The sequence below is a fragment of the Nocardia sp. NPDC051570 genome, from assembly GCF_044454005.1.
Classification (GTDB): Bacteria; Actinomycetota; Actinomycetes; order Mycobacteriales; family Mycobacteriaceae; genus Nocardia.
This window is the reverse complement of sequence record NZ_JBITDI010000018.1, coordinates 162,579-176,220: the sequence shown is the minus strand read 5'-3', so window position 1 is coordinate 176,220 and position 13,642 is coordinate 162,579. Positions and strand designations below refer to the sequence as shown.

The 13,642-nt window shown below is 68.1% G+C and carries 15 protein-coding genes; 6 read left to right on the top strand and 9 right to left on the bottom strand.

The annotated features are described in order from the left end of the window. Positions 1-411: 411 nt before the first annotated feature. From tyrS to ACIA76_RS34975, 5 genes are all read right to left on the bottom strand, one after another. Positions 412-1,695: a tyrosine--tRNA ligase gene (tyrS, locus tag ACIA76_RS34995; protein WP_397158241.1), complete on the bottom strand. Its 1,284-nt coding sequence runs from the start codon at positions 1,693-1,695 to the stop codon at positions 412-414. A 90-nt stretch (positions 1,696-1,785) separates the two neighbouring features. After that, a complete protein-coding gene (locus tag ACIA76_RS34990; protein ID WP_397158239.1) occupies positions 1,786-2,184 on the bottom strand; it encodes a DoxX family protein in 399 nt (132 codons plus the stop codon). Positions 2,185-2,282: 98 nt separating this feature from the next. Next, on the bottom strand, positions 2,283-2,951 hold the full coding sequence (locus ACIA76_RS34985) for a FadR/GntR family transcriptional regulator (protein ID WP_397158237.1): 669 nt from the start codon (positions 2,949-2,951) through the stop codon (positions 2,283-2,285). A 166-nt stretch (positions 2,952-3,117) separates the two neighbouring features. Next, positions 3,118-3,741, bottom strand: coding sequence for a DNA-3-methyladenine glycosylase (locus ACIA76_RS34980; protein ID WP_397158235.1), 624 nt, complete (start codon positions 3,739-3,741; stop codon positions 3,118-3,120). A 26-nt stretch (positions 3,742-3,767) separates the two neighbouring features. Continuing rightward, positions 3,768-4,046, bottom strand: coding sequence for a DUF3761 domain-containing protein (locus ACIA76_RS34975; RefSeq protein WP_397158233.1), 279 nt, complete (start codon positions 4,044-4,046; stop codon positions 3,768-3,770). A 207-nt stretch (positions 4,047-4,253) separates the two neighbouring features. Between ACIA76_RS34975 and ACIA76_RS34970 the strand changes: the two genes are divergently transcribed. Further along, on the top strand, positions 4,254-4,973 hold the full coding sequence (locus ACIA76_RS34970; protein ID WP_397158232.1) for a DsbA family oxidoreductase: 720 nt from the start codon (positions 4,254-4,256) through the stop codon (positions 4,971-4,973). A 13-nt stretch (positions 4,974-4,986) separates the two neighbouring features. Here ACIA76_RS34970 and ACIA76_RS34965 read toward each other — a convergent pair whose 3' ends face one another. Further along, positions 4,987-6,141, bottom strand: coding sequence for a low temperature requirement protein A (locus ACIA76_RS34965; protein WP_397158230.1), 1,155 nt, complete (start codon positions 6,139-6,141; stop codon positions 4,987-4,989). Positions 6,142-6,260: 119 nt separating this feature from the next. Between ACIA76_RS34965 and ACIA76_RS34960 the strand changes: the two genes are divergently transcribed. Genes ACIA76_RS34960 through ACIA76_RS34950 form a run of 3 tightly spaced genes read left to right on the top strand, consistent with a single transcriptional unit; the run spans position 6,261 to position 8,382 of the window. After that, positions 6,261-6,986 (top strand): ABC transporter ATP-binding protein, encoded by a 726-nt coding sequence (locus tag ACIA76_RS34960; protein WP_397158229.1) that lies wholly within the window; start codon positions 6,261-6,263, stop codon positions 6,984-6,986. Next, on the top strand, positions 6,983-7,753 hold the full coding sequence (locus ACIA76_RS34955) for an ABC transporter permease (protein ID WP_397158227.1): 771 nt from the start codon (positions 6,983-6,985) through the stop codon (positions 7,751-7,753). Before ACIA76_RS34960 ends, ACIA76_RS34955 begins: the two co-directional genes overlap by 4 nt. Then, complete coding sequence (locus ACIA76_RS34950; protein ID WP_397158225.1) at positions 7,750-8,382, top strand: TetR family transcriptional regulator; 633 nt, start codon at positions 7,750-7,752, stop codon at positions 8,380-8,382. Before ACIA76_RS34955 ends, ACIA76_RS34950 begins: the two co-directional genes overlap by 4 nt. Here ACIA76_RS34950 and ACIA76_RS34945 read toward each other — a convergent pair. Genes ACIA76_RS34945 through ACIA76_RS34935 form a run of 3 tightly spaced genes read right to left on the bottom strand, consistent with a single transcriptional unit; the run spans position 8,366 to position 11,287 of the window. Beyond that, positions 8,366-8,587 (bottom strand): Trm112 family protein, encoded by a 222-nt coding sequence (locus tag ACIA76_RS34945; RefSeq protein ID WP_397158223.1) that lies wholly within the window; start codon positions 8,585-8,587, stop codon positions 8,366-8,368. The genes ACIA76_RS34950 and ACIA76_RS34945 overlap by 17 nt on opposite strands. A gap of 10 nt (positions 8,588-8,597) precedes the next feature. Beyond that, positions 8,598-9,062 (bottom strand): GtrA family protein, encoded by a 465-nt coding sequence (locus ACIA76_RS34940; RefSeq protein ID WP_397158221.1) that lies wholly within the window; start codon positions 9,060-9,062, stop codon positions 8,598-8,600. Further along, positions 9,059-11,287, bottom strand: coding sequence for a hypothetical protein (locus ACIA76_RS34935; RefSeq protein WP_397158219.1), 2,229 nt, complete (start codon positions 11,285-11,287; stop codon positions 9,059-9,061). The genes ACIA76_RS34940 and ACIA76_RS34935 overlap by 4 nt, the downstream gene beginning before the upstream one ends. A gap of 125 nt (positions 11,288-11,412) precedes the next feature. Here ACIA76_RS34935 and ACIA76_RS34930 point away from each other — a divergent pair, with 125 nt between their 5' ends. Both ACIA76_RS34930 and rffA read left to right on the top strand, forming a co-directional pair. Then, positions 11,413-12,495 (top strand): glycosyltransferase, encoded by a 1,083-nt coding sequence (locus ACIA76_RS34930; protein ID WP_397158217.1) that lies wholly within the window; start codon positions 11,413-11,415, stop codon positions 12,493-12,495. Next, complete coding sequence (rffA, locus tag ACIA76_RS34925) at positions 12,488-13,621, top strand: dTDP-4-amino-4,6-dideoxygalactose transaminase (RefSeq protein ID WP_397158216.1); 1,134 nt, start codon at positions 12,488-12,490, stop codon at positions 13,619-13,621. Before ACIA76_RS34930 ends, rffA begins: the two co-directional genes overlap by 8 nt. Positions 13,622-13,642: the final 21 nt, after the last annotated feature.

The window sequence follows — 13,642 nt, the reverse complement described above, 5'->3', positions numbered from 1 at the left end:
GTCCAACCCTTCAACCGGGGGGTATGAAAGGGCCGGAACCAATAAAACTATTGGCACTGACATTCATCGACACACTATTGAGTTCTCAAAGAACAGGCGCACAAACCATCGAGCCGGATTTCCAACCTTCTGGAGAGGCAACTTTTCCAGCCTAGCCGCTCTCACCCGCAGAGTCAAGTCCGTGGGTTCATGTCGGTCATGCTGGCTTGCCAGGCGCTCCCCGTCCAACCTCGTTTTCCCTGGCCTCTCGGCTCCGGGTCGGTGTCCGTGTCGCTCTGACCTGGACTAAGTTACGTGTTGGAAAACGGAACGTCAAATCCCCAAGACAGCGCGAGTCGGGGCTGGTCAGCGCGCTGCGATTCCGGCTCCGACCGACCTGGGTCACGATGATGTGACCCAGGTCATGACGGATCAGCTTCGGGCTCGGCGCACGCCGGCGAAGTTCTTCTTGCCGCGACGCAATACCAACCAGTTGCCGTGCAGGAAATCGGATTCGCTCGGCGCCCAGTCAGGATCGGAGATGCGGGCGTTGTTCACCGATGTGCCGCCCTCGTTGACCGCGCGGCGGGCCGCGCCCCGGCTGTCGGACAGTCCGGACGACACCAGGAGATCGACGATCGTCGCGCCCTCGGTTGCGGCGGCGATCGCGCCCTCGCCCGCCGCCTCCGACAGCGCGGCCGACAGCGTGCCCTCGTCGAGCTCGTGCAGATCGCCGCGGCCGAACAGTGCCTGGCTCGCGAGTTGCACCGCGCGCGTATTCGCCTCGCCGTGCACGAGATCGGTCATCTCCGCGGCCAGGCGGCGCTGGGCCTCCCGCGCATGCGGGCGCTCCTCGGTCGCCTTCTGCAGCTCGTCCAGTTCCTCGCGCCCGAGGAAGGTGAACCAGCGCAGGTAGCGCACGACGTCGGCGTCGGTGGTGTTCACGAAGTACTGGTACCAGGCGTACGGACTGGTCATCTCCGGATCCAGCCACAGGCTGCCGCCACCGGTGGACTTGCCGAACTTCTTACCGTCGGCCGAGGTCACCAGTGGCACGGTCAGCGCGTGCACATGTTCGCCGTCGACGCGACGGTTCAGTTCCACGCCCGCGACGATGTTGCCCCACTGATCCGACCCGCCGACCTGCAGACGGCAGCCGTGCTTACGGCGCAGCTGCAGGTAGTCGTTGGACTGCAGCAGCATGTAGCTGAATTCGGTGTAGGACATGCCGTCAGTCTCGAGCCGGCGCTTGACCGTCTCGCGCGCGAGCATGACGTTGACCGAGAAGTGCTTGCCGATATCGCGCAGGAAGTCGACGGTGCTGAGCGGTCCGGTCCAATCCAGGTTGTTGGCGATGATCGCGCCGGTGGCCGGATCGTCGAGATCGACGAAGCGCGACAGCTGGCCGCGGATCCGCTCGGCCCAGGCGGCGACGGTGTCGGTGGAGTTCATGGTCCGCTCGCCGACGTCGCGCGGATCACCGATCAGGCCGGTGGCCCCGCCGGCCAGCACGATCGGCCGGTTGCCCGCCCGCTGGAAACGCTTCAGGGCCAGCAACGGAACCAGGTGTCCGGCGTGCAGGCTGGCGGCGGTCGGGTCGAAGCCGGCATAGAGGGTGATCGGGCCCTTCGCCAGTTCCGATCGCAGCTCGTCCAGATCGGTGGACTGCGCGATCAGGCCACGCCAGGTCAGTTCCTCGATGATGTCGACGTTCACGACGCCCTATCTTTCCGCACGGACTTCCGTCGCCCATGCATAGGTCCACCGCCGAGTGTGATCGGCGATGGACCGGGGGTCGAGGGATTTTCAGCGGCTCATGCGCAGGCCCCGCTCGTGGGACATCCAGGCGAACAGCACCGCCAGGGCCAGCGGGAAGACCGACATCGTCGGGGCGCCGAGCACGAATGCCTGGGTCGCGGCCGCACAGACCATGGTGATCGACAGGCCCGCGGCGGCCAGGCCCGACAGCCGCGGGATCAGCAGGCCGAGGCCGCCGGACACCTCGACCACTCCGGTGAGATAGCGGAACCAGTCACCCCAGCCGATCTCATGGAAGATGCGCACGGCATCGGACTGACCGACCAGCTTGGGCAGACCGGAGGCGACGAGGAAGAACACGCCCAGCACGATCCGCAGGGTCCACAGCACGCGGTGGCGAATCGTGCCGGGAGCGGTGACGGAGGCGGGGGCGGTGATGGCGGTCATGATGAATTCCTTTTCGGTGCTTGATGTTTCGGCGCTGGATGGTTCGCTGTCGAACGCGCTCACCAACTAGGACGAAGGGCACCGGGCAAACTCATCGGTCAGCTGAGGGCTTCCTTCAACGACGTCAGATGGATCCGGCTCGCCGATGCCGCCGTCGCGGCGTCGCGGCGGCGGACGGCGTCGAGCAGTAGCTCGTGCGCGCGGTGGTCGGCTCGTTCATCGGGCAGCGGGCGGATCTTCAGCATGTCGACCATGGCGCGGCGCGAGCGTGGGATGAAAGCGTCGAACATGCCGGTGAGAATGTCGTTGTGCGCGGCGGTGACGACCGTGCGATGGAAGGCGGTATCGGCGTCGACCAGATCCGCCACCGACGCCGATGCCTCGGCTCGTGCGGTCAGCGTCCGCCACATCGCCCGCAGATCGGCCGGGGTGCGGCGGTGCGCCGCCAGGGCCGCGCATTCGGCCTCGATGGCGAGGCGGGCCTCGATGACCGCGACGATATCGGCGCGGCGCAGGAGTGTGTCCCACTCCTCGGTGATATCGAGCGCGGTCACGAAAACGCCCGCGCCCTGGCGGCTTTCGAGCACGCCCTGGCCGGACAGCTCGCGGATGGCCTCGCGCAACGTCGAGCGCCCCACGCCCAGTTGCGCGGCCAGCGTAGTCTCGCCGGGCAGCTTATGTCCCAGCTGCCATTCGCCGCCGCGAATCCGGTGCAGCAGGAGTTCGGCGGCCTGTGCGGCGAGCGGATGCCGCTGTACGTGCGCCAAGACTCGGTGACCTCTCTGCTTGTCTGAGGAGTGGTTCCTCGTCAGTGTAGGCCACACGGGATCGCGCCCGCTTCTCCTCCACTGCCGCGGCGGGCTCTGATCGACCGGCGAATCATGGTGGTGGAGTGCGTGATCGAAGACGTGGACGGCGAGCGGTCCGGCGGGTTCACGCCGATTTCCCGGCGCGGGGCGCGCGGGGACTTCTCCGGTAGGCCGATACCGCCGCGGAGCCGGTCAGCCACAACCGCCACGGGCGGTCGGCGGCCAGGCTGACCCCGACCCGCGGGCCGACGCCGACGGCGGTCGGATCGGTGATCTCGGGACCGAGCTCCAGCCGGATCGCCGATTCGGGAGCGAACAGGTCGGTTCCGTAGTCGCCCAGGGCGATTCCGAGTGCGCTGCCGAAGTTACCCGGCCCGCGGGCCAGGTCGGTATCGGTACGGGCGGCGGGGCGGCGGGATCGGGCGATGTCGTATCCGGCGATCACCTCGCCGGCCCGGATCAGGACCGCGCTGGCGATCCCGTCCGGACCGGTGGTCACGTTGACACAGGTGTGCATGCCATAACTGAAGTACACATACAGCCGTCCGGGCGGACCGAACATGATGGCATTGCGCGGGGTGCGGCCCCGGCCGGAGTGCGCGGCCGGATCGTGCCACGGCCCGGCCGGATCACCGCCGTAGGCCTCGACCTCCACGATCCGTGCCCCGACGGGTCCGGACCACAGGGTCGCGCCGAGCAATCGGCGGGCGGCGGCCAATGGTTCGACGGCGAGTTCCTCGGCTGGCACAACGAACCATTGTCCACACGCCGGAACTACAGCCAGCGGGCGACGCCGCCGTGGCCCGAGCAGGTGCCGCGGCGATGCTGGCTGAAGCTGTAGGTGTCGTCGCGGCACTGAGCGGTGGCCCCGTCGGGCGCGGTGTCGGATTGCTGCGGGGCCGAGACGCAGACGCTGTCGCTGTTCTCGTACTGTCCGGCCGGACAGGCGACGAAGGCGGGCGCCGCGGCCACGGCGGTAGCGGCGGGTGCGAAGGCCGAGGCGACGGCCACGCCGACGGCGAAGACCCACGGCGCGAGCCGAGCTTTGTTCATTGGTGAAACCCCCTACAGCAGTTCAGTTTTCATCCGGATCTCGATCCGGCACAGGGCTGTGAAGCTACCCGACGCGTGATCACCGAACCAAACAAACAGGACAATCGGGGCAGTGATGACCTGGATCACCGTTGCACGCCGCGCGGAACAGCCCGGATCGTCCGGCGGTTGACACCTCACGACAACCGCGTATCCGAATGAGGTGACATGGCCGTACAGGTCGAGATCTGGACCGATATCAACTGCCCGTTCTGCTATCTGGGCAAGCGCCGCTTCGAATCGGCGCTGGCGGAGTTCGCCCATCGCGACGAGGTCGAGGTGGTGCATCGCTCCTTCGAGCTCGATCCCACGCTGCCCGCCGAGCACAGCGGTCCGGTCGTCGCGCATATCGCGCAGAAGTACGGCATCAGCGAGGCGCAGGCCGCCGCCAACGAGCGCGGCATCGGCGCGCAGGCCGAGGCGATGGGGCTGACGTATCAGACCTCGGGTCGCGATTTCGGCAACAGCTTCGATATGCATCGGCTGCTGCACTACGCGCTGGCGCACGGTCGCCAGGAACAGCTGCTCGATGCGCTCTATCGCGGCAACTTCGCCGAGGATCGGCCGCTGTTCGGCGACACCGACCGGCTGGTCGAACTCGCCGTCCAGGCCGGACTCGACGAGGCCGATGTGCGCGCGGTGCTCGCCGACCCGCAGGCCTATGCCGACGCCGTGCGCGCCGATGAGCGCGAGGCCGCCCGGCTCGGCGCGACCGGGGTGCCGTTCTTCGTCTTCGACCGCACCTACGGCGTCTCGGGCGCCCAGCCGGCGGAGGTGTTCGCCCAGGCGCTCGAGCGGGCGTGGTCGGATCGGGAGCCGGTGCTCGAGGTGGTAGGCGGCGCGGACGCCTGCGGTCCGGATGGCTGCGCATTGCCCGAACGGGGCTGAGCCGCAACCGGTTTCACAGATAGGCGTTATGCTCGCCCGCGCGCAGGCTCAGCAGATCGTCGGCGATGATCGGGGCGTAGGCGACGATCACCAGCACGAGCAGCTGGACCCAGCCCAGCCATGCGACGCCGATCGGCGCGGTCGCGAGCACCGCGGCCGCGCCGAGAAACCGTAGCCAGGGCCGCGGCAGGCGCAGGACGAGCCGGAAACAGCCCTGTCCGAACAGGAACAGCGCGACACCGCCGGACAGCGCCAGCGCGGCGGATACCGGCACCGATCGATGTCCTTGGGCGAGAACGGTTCTCATACCCGCCGCGGTCAGGATGATGCCGACCAGCATCGGATACAGCGCATAGCCGTAGGCGAGCACGGCGGGCCGGCCCCGCCGCGCGCCCGGCACCGCCGCGAGCGCGTGCTCACCACGCTCGTCATCCATGCCGAAGTAGGCCCACCACAGCACGTAGGCCAGCGTCAGCGCGAGTGCGACCATGGCGAGCAACGGGACGGTGAGATCCTCACCCGCCAGCCCCGCACCGATGGCCACGACCGATTCGCCGATCGCGATGAGCAGCACCAGGCCGTGCCGTTCGCAGAAATGCGTTGTGCGGACGACGAATCCGCCCGGATCGATCAGATACGGCGTCGCGATCTGCACGGCCAGCGCCCCGGCCCACAGCAGATAGCGCGGCCAGCCGTGGACGCAGCCGCCGATCAGGACCAGGACCGCGGAGGTGGTGTTGGGCGGCACGAGCCGCAGCGCCGCCGCCGAGGCCTGCGCGCCGCCGTTGGCCCAGAACAGCACCGAGTGCACGGTGCTCACCACCAGATATCCCAGCCCGAACGCCACACCCGAGCCCGTGAACGCGCCGGGAATCGCCAGGGCGATCACCAGAAATCCGAACATGCCGACCAGCAGGCCGGTGCGGCGCATCGTCGAATTGGGCGCGACCTCGTTGGTCAGCCAGACATATCCGCTGTACATCCACCAGGTGATGGCGAAGACCAGCGCCACCCGCCCCAGCGCGAGCCAGCCCGGATGTTCGGTGAACGCGTGGGTCAGCTGGGTGATCGCGAAGACGAAGACGAGGTCGAAGAACAGTTCCAGGGTGGAGGCGCGAATCTGCCCGCCCTCGGCGGCCGCGGTGTCGTCGGAGATTTCGCTGGTCACGTCCAGAGGGTAGAGCCCGGTATCCGGCGTGTCGCGCGATTGGCCCTTGTGTGGCGCGACCACCGGGCGCAGAATTCAACGCACAGTGAATTCAACACTCGATGAATTAGGGGTGGCCCATGACGGCGCCTGACTCCGCGATCGAGATCGCGCATCTGCGGGTCCAGCGCGGTGGACGCGAAGTGCTGCACGATCTCTCGCTGACCGTGCTGCGCGGCGGCATCACCGGCCTGCTCGGACCGTCCGGATGCGGTAAGACCACGCTCATGCGCAGCATCGTCGGCACCCAGCTGGTGCAGGCGGGCAGCGTACGCGTGCTGGGCGAGGCGGCGGGCGGTCCGGGGCTGCGGGCCCGGGTCGGCTATGTCACCCAGGCGCCGAGCATCTACGACGATCTGTCCGTCACCGAGAATGTCTCGTATTTCGCCGCGCTGTACGGACGTTCGAGGGGCGATGTGGCTGCGGCCGTCGACGCGGTGGGCCTCGGCGACCATGCGCGCCAGCGCGGTAACGAACTGTCCGGCGGGCAGCGCACCCGGGTATCGCTGGCGTGCGCGTTGGTCGCCGATCCGGAGCTGCTGGTACTGGACGAGCCGACCGTCGGGCTGGATCCGGTGCTGCGGGTGGAGTTGTGGAAGCAGTTCCACACCCTCGCCGCGCAGGGCCGCACGCTGCTGATCTCGAGTCATGTGATGGACGAGGCCGAGCACTGCGATCAGCTGCTACTGCTGCGCGACGGCCATCTGCTAGCCCAGCTCAGCCCCGACGAATTGCGCCACCGCACCGGCGAAACCGTGTTGGAGAAGGCGTTTCTCGCCCTGATCAGAATGGAACAGCCGCAGTGACAACAATTCCCGCGCCCCTGCGCTGCTATTGCGCCACCACCGTGCGCATCCTGCGTCAGCTGCGCGCCGATCATCGCACCGTCGCCATGCTCCTGCTGGTGCCGACACTGCTGATGACGTTGCTGTACTTCGTGTACCACGACACCCCGACCGCGGCGGGCGTGCCGCGGCTGTTCGATCGGGTCGGCATCGCCATGCTGGGCATCCTGCCGTTCATCGTGATGTTCCTGATCACCGCGATCGCCATGCAGCGCGAACGCATCTCCGGCACGCTCGAGCGGCTGATGACCACACCGCTGTCGAAACCGGATCTGCTGGCGGGCTACGGCACCGCGTTCTCCGTCGCCGCGGCCGCGCAGGCGGGGCTGGCATGTCTGGTGTCGTTCGGGCTGCTGGGGCTCACCGCGCGGGGCAGTGTCTGGCTCGTCCTGCTGATCGCGATCCTCGACGCCGTGCTCGGGGTGGCGCTGGGGCTGCTGGCGAGTGCGTTCGCGCGCACCGAATTTCAGGCGGTCCAGTTCATGCCGCTGATCGTCGGACCGCAGTTCTTCCTGTGTGGGCTGCTGGTGCCCCGCGATCAATTGCCGCGCTGGCTGGAGATCATCAGCGATGTGCTGCCGCTCAGCTATGCGGTGGACGCGCTGCAGCAGGTCTCGCGGTTCACCGGCGCGACCGGGCAGATGTGGCGGGATCTGGGGATCGTGGCCGTATTCGCCGCCGTCGCACTGGGTTTGGGCGCGGCCACGCTACGCCGGCGGACCGCGTGACGGGCGTGGACACCGGCGGGCGCAGCGGTCGCCGGCCGGGGAATTCCGGGACGCGGGAGGCGATTCTGGACGCGGCCCGCCTGCGGTTCGCCGAGGTCGGCTTCGACAAGGCCTCGATCCGGTCGATCGCCGGTGCGGCCGGGGTGGATCCGGCGCTGGTGCATCACTACTTCGGCGCCAAGGCCGAACTGCTCACCGCCGCACTGGATCTGCCGATCGATCCGCAGGTCGTCATCGGCCGGATCGCCGCCGCTCCCGATGACCAGCTCGGCGAGACCATCGTGCGGCATGTGGTCACGATCTGGGACTCCCCCGTCGGTACGCAGGCGGTCGCGGCCTTCCGCAGCATCATCGGTGGTGGCGGCAACGAGTCGATGGCACGCGCCTTCCTGCTGGAGGTGGTGCTCAAAGACATTCGCACGCGGGTGGATTCACCGCCGGGGACCGGCGACACCCGGGTCGTGCTGGCGGCCTCGCAGATGATCGGGCTGCTGGTGGCCCGCAAGATCGTCGGCATCGAACCGCTGGCATCGATGCCGCCCGAACTCCTCGCGCGGCTGGTCGGGCCGACGCTGCAGCGCTACCTCACCGGCGATCTCGGCGCCGCGGGGTTCAGCCCTGGGCGGTGAACGCCTCGTGTTCGGCGTCGCTCACCTCGCGCGCCTCATCGATCAGCAGGACGGGGATCCCGTTGTCGATGCGGTAGGCGCGGCGCAGGCGCGGGTTGTAGAGCAGGCTGTCGCCGTTGCCGTCGCGCACCAGCGACAGCGGGCCCTTGTCCTGCGGGCAGGCCAGCAGGCTCAACAGCGTGGAATCCAAGATATGTTCCGCCATGATCGATAACCTACCGGTCCCCGGGGACCGGACCGTGCGGCGCCCGGCGGAACGAGAAGTGCCGATGGCCGAAGAAGCTGGCCACCGCCACCAGGCCCATCACCACCACCGTCGCCGGGGTCTCGGGCAGCCGCCACACGCCGACCGCCAGCTGCACGCCCGCCGCATTCAACAGCAGCCCACCGGAATTCACCAGCACGAACCGCCCGAAGTCGCGCAACAGCTGCCCGCGCACCCGGAACACCAGGGTGCGGTGCGCGACGAAGGCGAACACGATGCTGACGCAGTAGGCCAGCACCACCGCCACCGCGGGCGGCCAGCTGTGGTCGAGCACCTTCAGCCAGAACACCGTCAGCGCCATGCCCAGCAGGGTGTTGGCGACGCCGACGGCCGCGAAGGCGATCTCCTGGCGGCGGATCAGGCGCAGCAGCGGACCGGGTGGCGGCGCGGGCGACAACAGCTGGGGGTCGGTCACGAAACCGCTTCCGCCAGTTCCCGTTCCGCGTCGCCGCTGGCCGCGGGCGGGGCCGGATCGTCATCGCGGCGACAGCGCGAGCGCAGGTACAGCCACTGCATGACGCCGAGGCCGATCAGCCCGGCGATCGCGCTCGCGATGCCGATCTTCCAGCCCGGCGGACGCCAGCTGACGTCCAGGACGGCGTTCTCGGTGCCCGCCGGAATGTTCACCGCGACAAAGGATTTCGAGACCGTCGTGAATCCGATGTCCTTACCGTTCAGGCTGACCCGATAACCCGGCCAGCCGAGCCGCGCGAAGACCACGCGCCCGCCCTCGGCCGAGGACACCCGCACCCGGCTGGTGGTATCGGATTCCGAGATCGAGGTGGCGGTGACGCCGCTGGTGTCGGCGACGCGACCGTTGATGCCCGAGATCGGGCCGCCCTCGCGCTCGAGCACCCGGATGTAGCGATCGTGTCCGGGATAGTCGACCCACTTCCAGCCCTCGGGCGCGGGATGGTCACCGGCCTCGGGGAACATGGCCCGCTGCAGGACGACCCGGTCCAGCTTCATCAGATCCACTGGTGCGCGACCGGTGCTCGGCTCGGGGGTGAACAGGCGGCGGAAGGCATCCGGGCAGACGCTGGAATCCCAGCGCATGCACAGCATTTCGCCGAACCAGTAGTGCCCGTTGGGTGTGTAGCCGTTGACGTAGTGCAGGTTCAGGTCCTTGGCGTAGTTGCCGAAAACCAAGGAGCCGTAGGCGCCCTGCAGCGTCTTGTCCTGCGGTTGCAGCAACCCGCGATCGCCGAGCTGAATGGTCAGCCCATCGAACTTCGGGAACGCCGCCTTCGCCTCGGAGCGGTTGGTCGGCAGGTTCCAGCTCATCGGATTCGGTTGTGCCGCACGCACTTGCAGATAGGCGATCGGGAACATCGCCGCGATCGTCAGCGTCACCGCCGCGGCCGTGCCCCGAGTACGGCCCAGCGCGATCACCCCCGCCCCGACCGCGGCCACCACCACGGCCGACAGCACATGCCAGAGGGCATCGTGCGGATCGGCGGAGAACGTGCGCACCCAGAGCAGCCCGATCAGCACCAGTGCCGCGAGGCCGCGGTGACGCCAGTTCGCGAAGGTGCCGAACCGGCCGAGCAGCACGCACACCAGCACCAGCAGACCCAGCGCCAGCATCGGCAGCACCCGCGCGGGCCAGCGCAGCGGGCCGACCGTGCCCGGTCCGGCCGTCCACATCAGGAACATGATCGCGAACAGCGCCACGGCGGTCAGCTCTCGCCACGCCGCCCGCGCCTTACCCCAGTCGATGAACGCCAGCGCCGGGATGAGGAACCAGGCGATATAGGTCATCGGCATCGGCTGGATATAGCCCCACCAGGAATTGAACGCCGGGAGCGTGGACGGGAGGCTGGCGTTCAGCGACTCCGACCACGGCACGGTGAGGAACTGGTCATTGTTGATCTGCGAGGTGCCGCGCCAGCTCACCTTGGCCGAGAGCATGCTCGGCAGATAGGTCGCCAGGCCCGCCAGACCCGCGAATCCGGCCACCACCGCCAGGCGCAAAATCGGCTGCCATTTGCGTTGGTAGACAAGCTCACCCACCGCGACGGCCACGAGCATGAGCGCCGATTCCACGGCCGGGAACACGTACTCCACCGAGATAGCCAGGTAGAGAAATACGAAGACCGGGATCGGTCCGCCCTTGCCGCGCGCATAGCGCACCGAACTCGCCCACGCGTGCACCATCCACGCCGTACCGGTCAGCGAGGTGACCCAGCTGGCCTGATCGAAGAACAGGAACCAGCCGGTGAACGGAAAGGCGATGCCCGCCACCGCCGCCCACTGCACGCGGCCGCCGTAGGCCAGGCATACCCGGTACACACCCAGCGCCGCGATGATCGCGAAGATCAGCTTCACGACCGTCGTCAGCACCGCCAGGTTGTCGACCGAGGGCGCGATCAGATCGATCAGCAGCTGCGGCGGGTTGAACAGGCCCGCCTCTTCCATCGTGTAGTTGCCGGTCATCCACTGCTCGGGCAGGAGCACCGGCAGATGGCCCTCGCGCAGATAGCGACCGAGCATCACCCACAGCGGGGCGTACTGGGATTCGGTGTCGTCGGTGTAGAAATGTCTCGCGTTGGCGAGCAGGACCGCGACATATCCCGCGACCACTCCGAGGGCGGTGATCGCGGCCCACCGATAGACGTCTTTACGCGGACTTTCCACCACGATTGACAGACCCTACAGGGCGCGAGGACGGCCTTGACAGCGTGTTAGAGTTCACGCGATTCGGGCTCTGTTCATCCCACTACACGCAGTCCGGCGCGCACCGTCGTCGAAAGTCGAACCAGCTGATGTCGATTCCCTCCGTACAGTCGCCGCATCCGCCGCCCGTCGCCGGTAACGGTCATCGCCGGGTGCACGCGGTCTCGGTAGTGGTTCCGGTCTATCGCGGCGAGCAGACGATCGCGGGACTGGTGCGGGAGCTGTCCGAGCTGACCCGGCCCACCACCACCGCCGACGGCAACACCTTCGCCGTGGAGGAGATCGTGCTGGTGCACGATCACGGTCCCGATCGTTCCGATGTGGTGCTGCAGCGGCTGGATCGCGAGTACGAGCGGGTGCGGGTGGTCTGGCTGAGCCGCAACTACGGCCAGGACGCGGCGACGATCGCGGGGATGGCGGCCGCGCGCGGCGAGTGGATCGTCACGATGGACGAGGACGGGCAGCACGATCCCGGATTCCTCGGCTCGTTCCTCGACACCGCGCTGGCGCAGCGGGCGGATCTGGTCTACTCCAAACCGTCCAACACCCGGCCGCACGGCTTCCTGCGCAATCTCACCTCGCGGGGCGCGAAGCTGGTGCTGGCGTCGCTGTTCGCATTTCCCGATTCGACGCGATTCGAAAGCTATCGGCTGATCCGCGGGCCGATCGGGCGGCAGCTGGCCGAGGTCGCCTCCAACGGCGTGTATCTGGACGTGGCGCTCACCTGGGTGGTGGACAATACCGCGCAGGCGCCGGTGGTGCTGCGCGACGAGGGGCGCGAGGAGTCGGGCTACAACTATCGGTCGCTGTTCTCGCTGTTCTGGAAGATGGTGCTGTGCAGCGGAACTCGCGGGCTGCGGCTGGTGAGCATGTTCGGGGTGACGCTGGCGCTGGCGGGACTGGTGGTCGCGGGAATCATCGTGTGGCAGAAGATATTCGGGCACGGCGACAATCCCGAGGGCTGGGCGTCGACGATCGTGGTGTTGCTGGTGGTGTCGGGGGCGATCCTGTTCTCGCTCGGCCTGATTGCCGAGTATCTGGGGGTTGCCCTGCATGTCCTGGTCGGCAAACCACTGTATTTGACGGTAGATTCGCCGACACCGCGTCCCGAGCACGAGGCGCGGACATCGTCCACGACCGCAGCGATCGGGGGGAACGACCCGCGTGACTGACCGCATCATCTTCAGCCGCCCCTTCCGGGCGGCGCACGAGCTGGCCAATCTGGAAACCGTGCTGTCGTCGGATCAGAGCCATGGCGACGGACCGTTCACCGCGGCGGCGACCGCGAAACTCAAGGGCATCACCGGGGCGCCGCACGCACTGCTGACCACCTCATGCACCCACGCACTGGAACTGGCGGCGCTGCTGCTGGACCTCGGGCCCGACGACGAGGTCATCGTGCCCAGCTTCGCGTTCACCTCGACCGCGACGGCGATGGCGCTGCGCGGGGCGGTCTGCGTATTCGCCGATATCGACGAACGCGGCAATCTCGATCCCGACTCGGTGGCCGCGGCGATCACCGAGCGCACCAAGGCGATCACGCTGATCCACTACGGCGGCGTGGCCGCGGAGATGGATCGGCTGCTGGAACTGGCGGGGGCGCACGGGCTGGCGATCATCGAGGACAATGCGCACGGACTGGGCGGCAGCTGGCGCGGGCGGCCCCTGGGCAGCATCGGCACGGCGGGCGCGCTGAGCTTCCACGACACGAAGAACGTGCACTGCGGCGAGGGCGGGGCGATCCTGCTCTCCGACGAGATCCTGATGGCCCGCGCGGAGATCATCCGGGAGAAGGGCACCGACCGGGCCCGCTTCCTGCGCGGCGCGGTCGACAAGTACTCCTGGCAGGACATCGGCTCCAGCTATCTGCCCAGCGAGCTGAACGCGGCCGTGCTGGACGCGCAGCTGAGCGAATTCGACACCATCCAGGCCGGTCGCTTCCGGGTATGGAACGCCTATGCCGCCGGGCTCCCGGGCTGGGCCGCCCGCAACGACGTCCGCCTGATGGAGGTCCCCGCGGACCGCGAACACACCGCGCACCTGTACTACCTGCGCACCCCCACCGAGACCGCCCGCGACGCGCTCATCGATCACCTACGCGCCCAGGGCATCTCGGCCCCGTTCCACTACGTCCCGCTGGACTCGAGCCCCGCGGGCCTCAAACTCGGCCGCACGCCCCACCCGTGCGCGAAGACCGCCGAATTCTCCAGCACCCTGATCCGTCTCCCGCTCTGGCCGGATCTGTCCGATGCGCAGATCGCGCGCGTCCTCGAGGCCGTCACCGCTTTCACGATCTGATACTTCCCGTCGTGCGGCCGC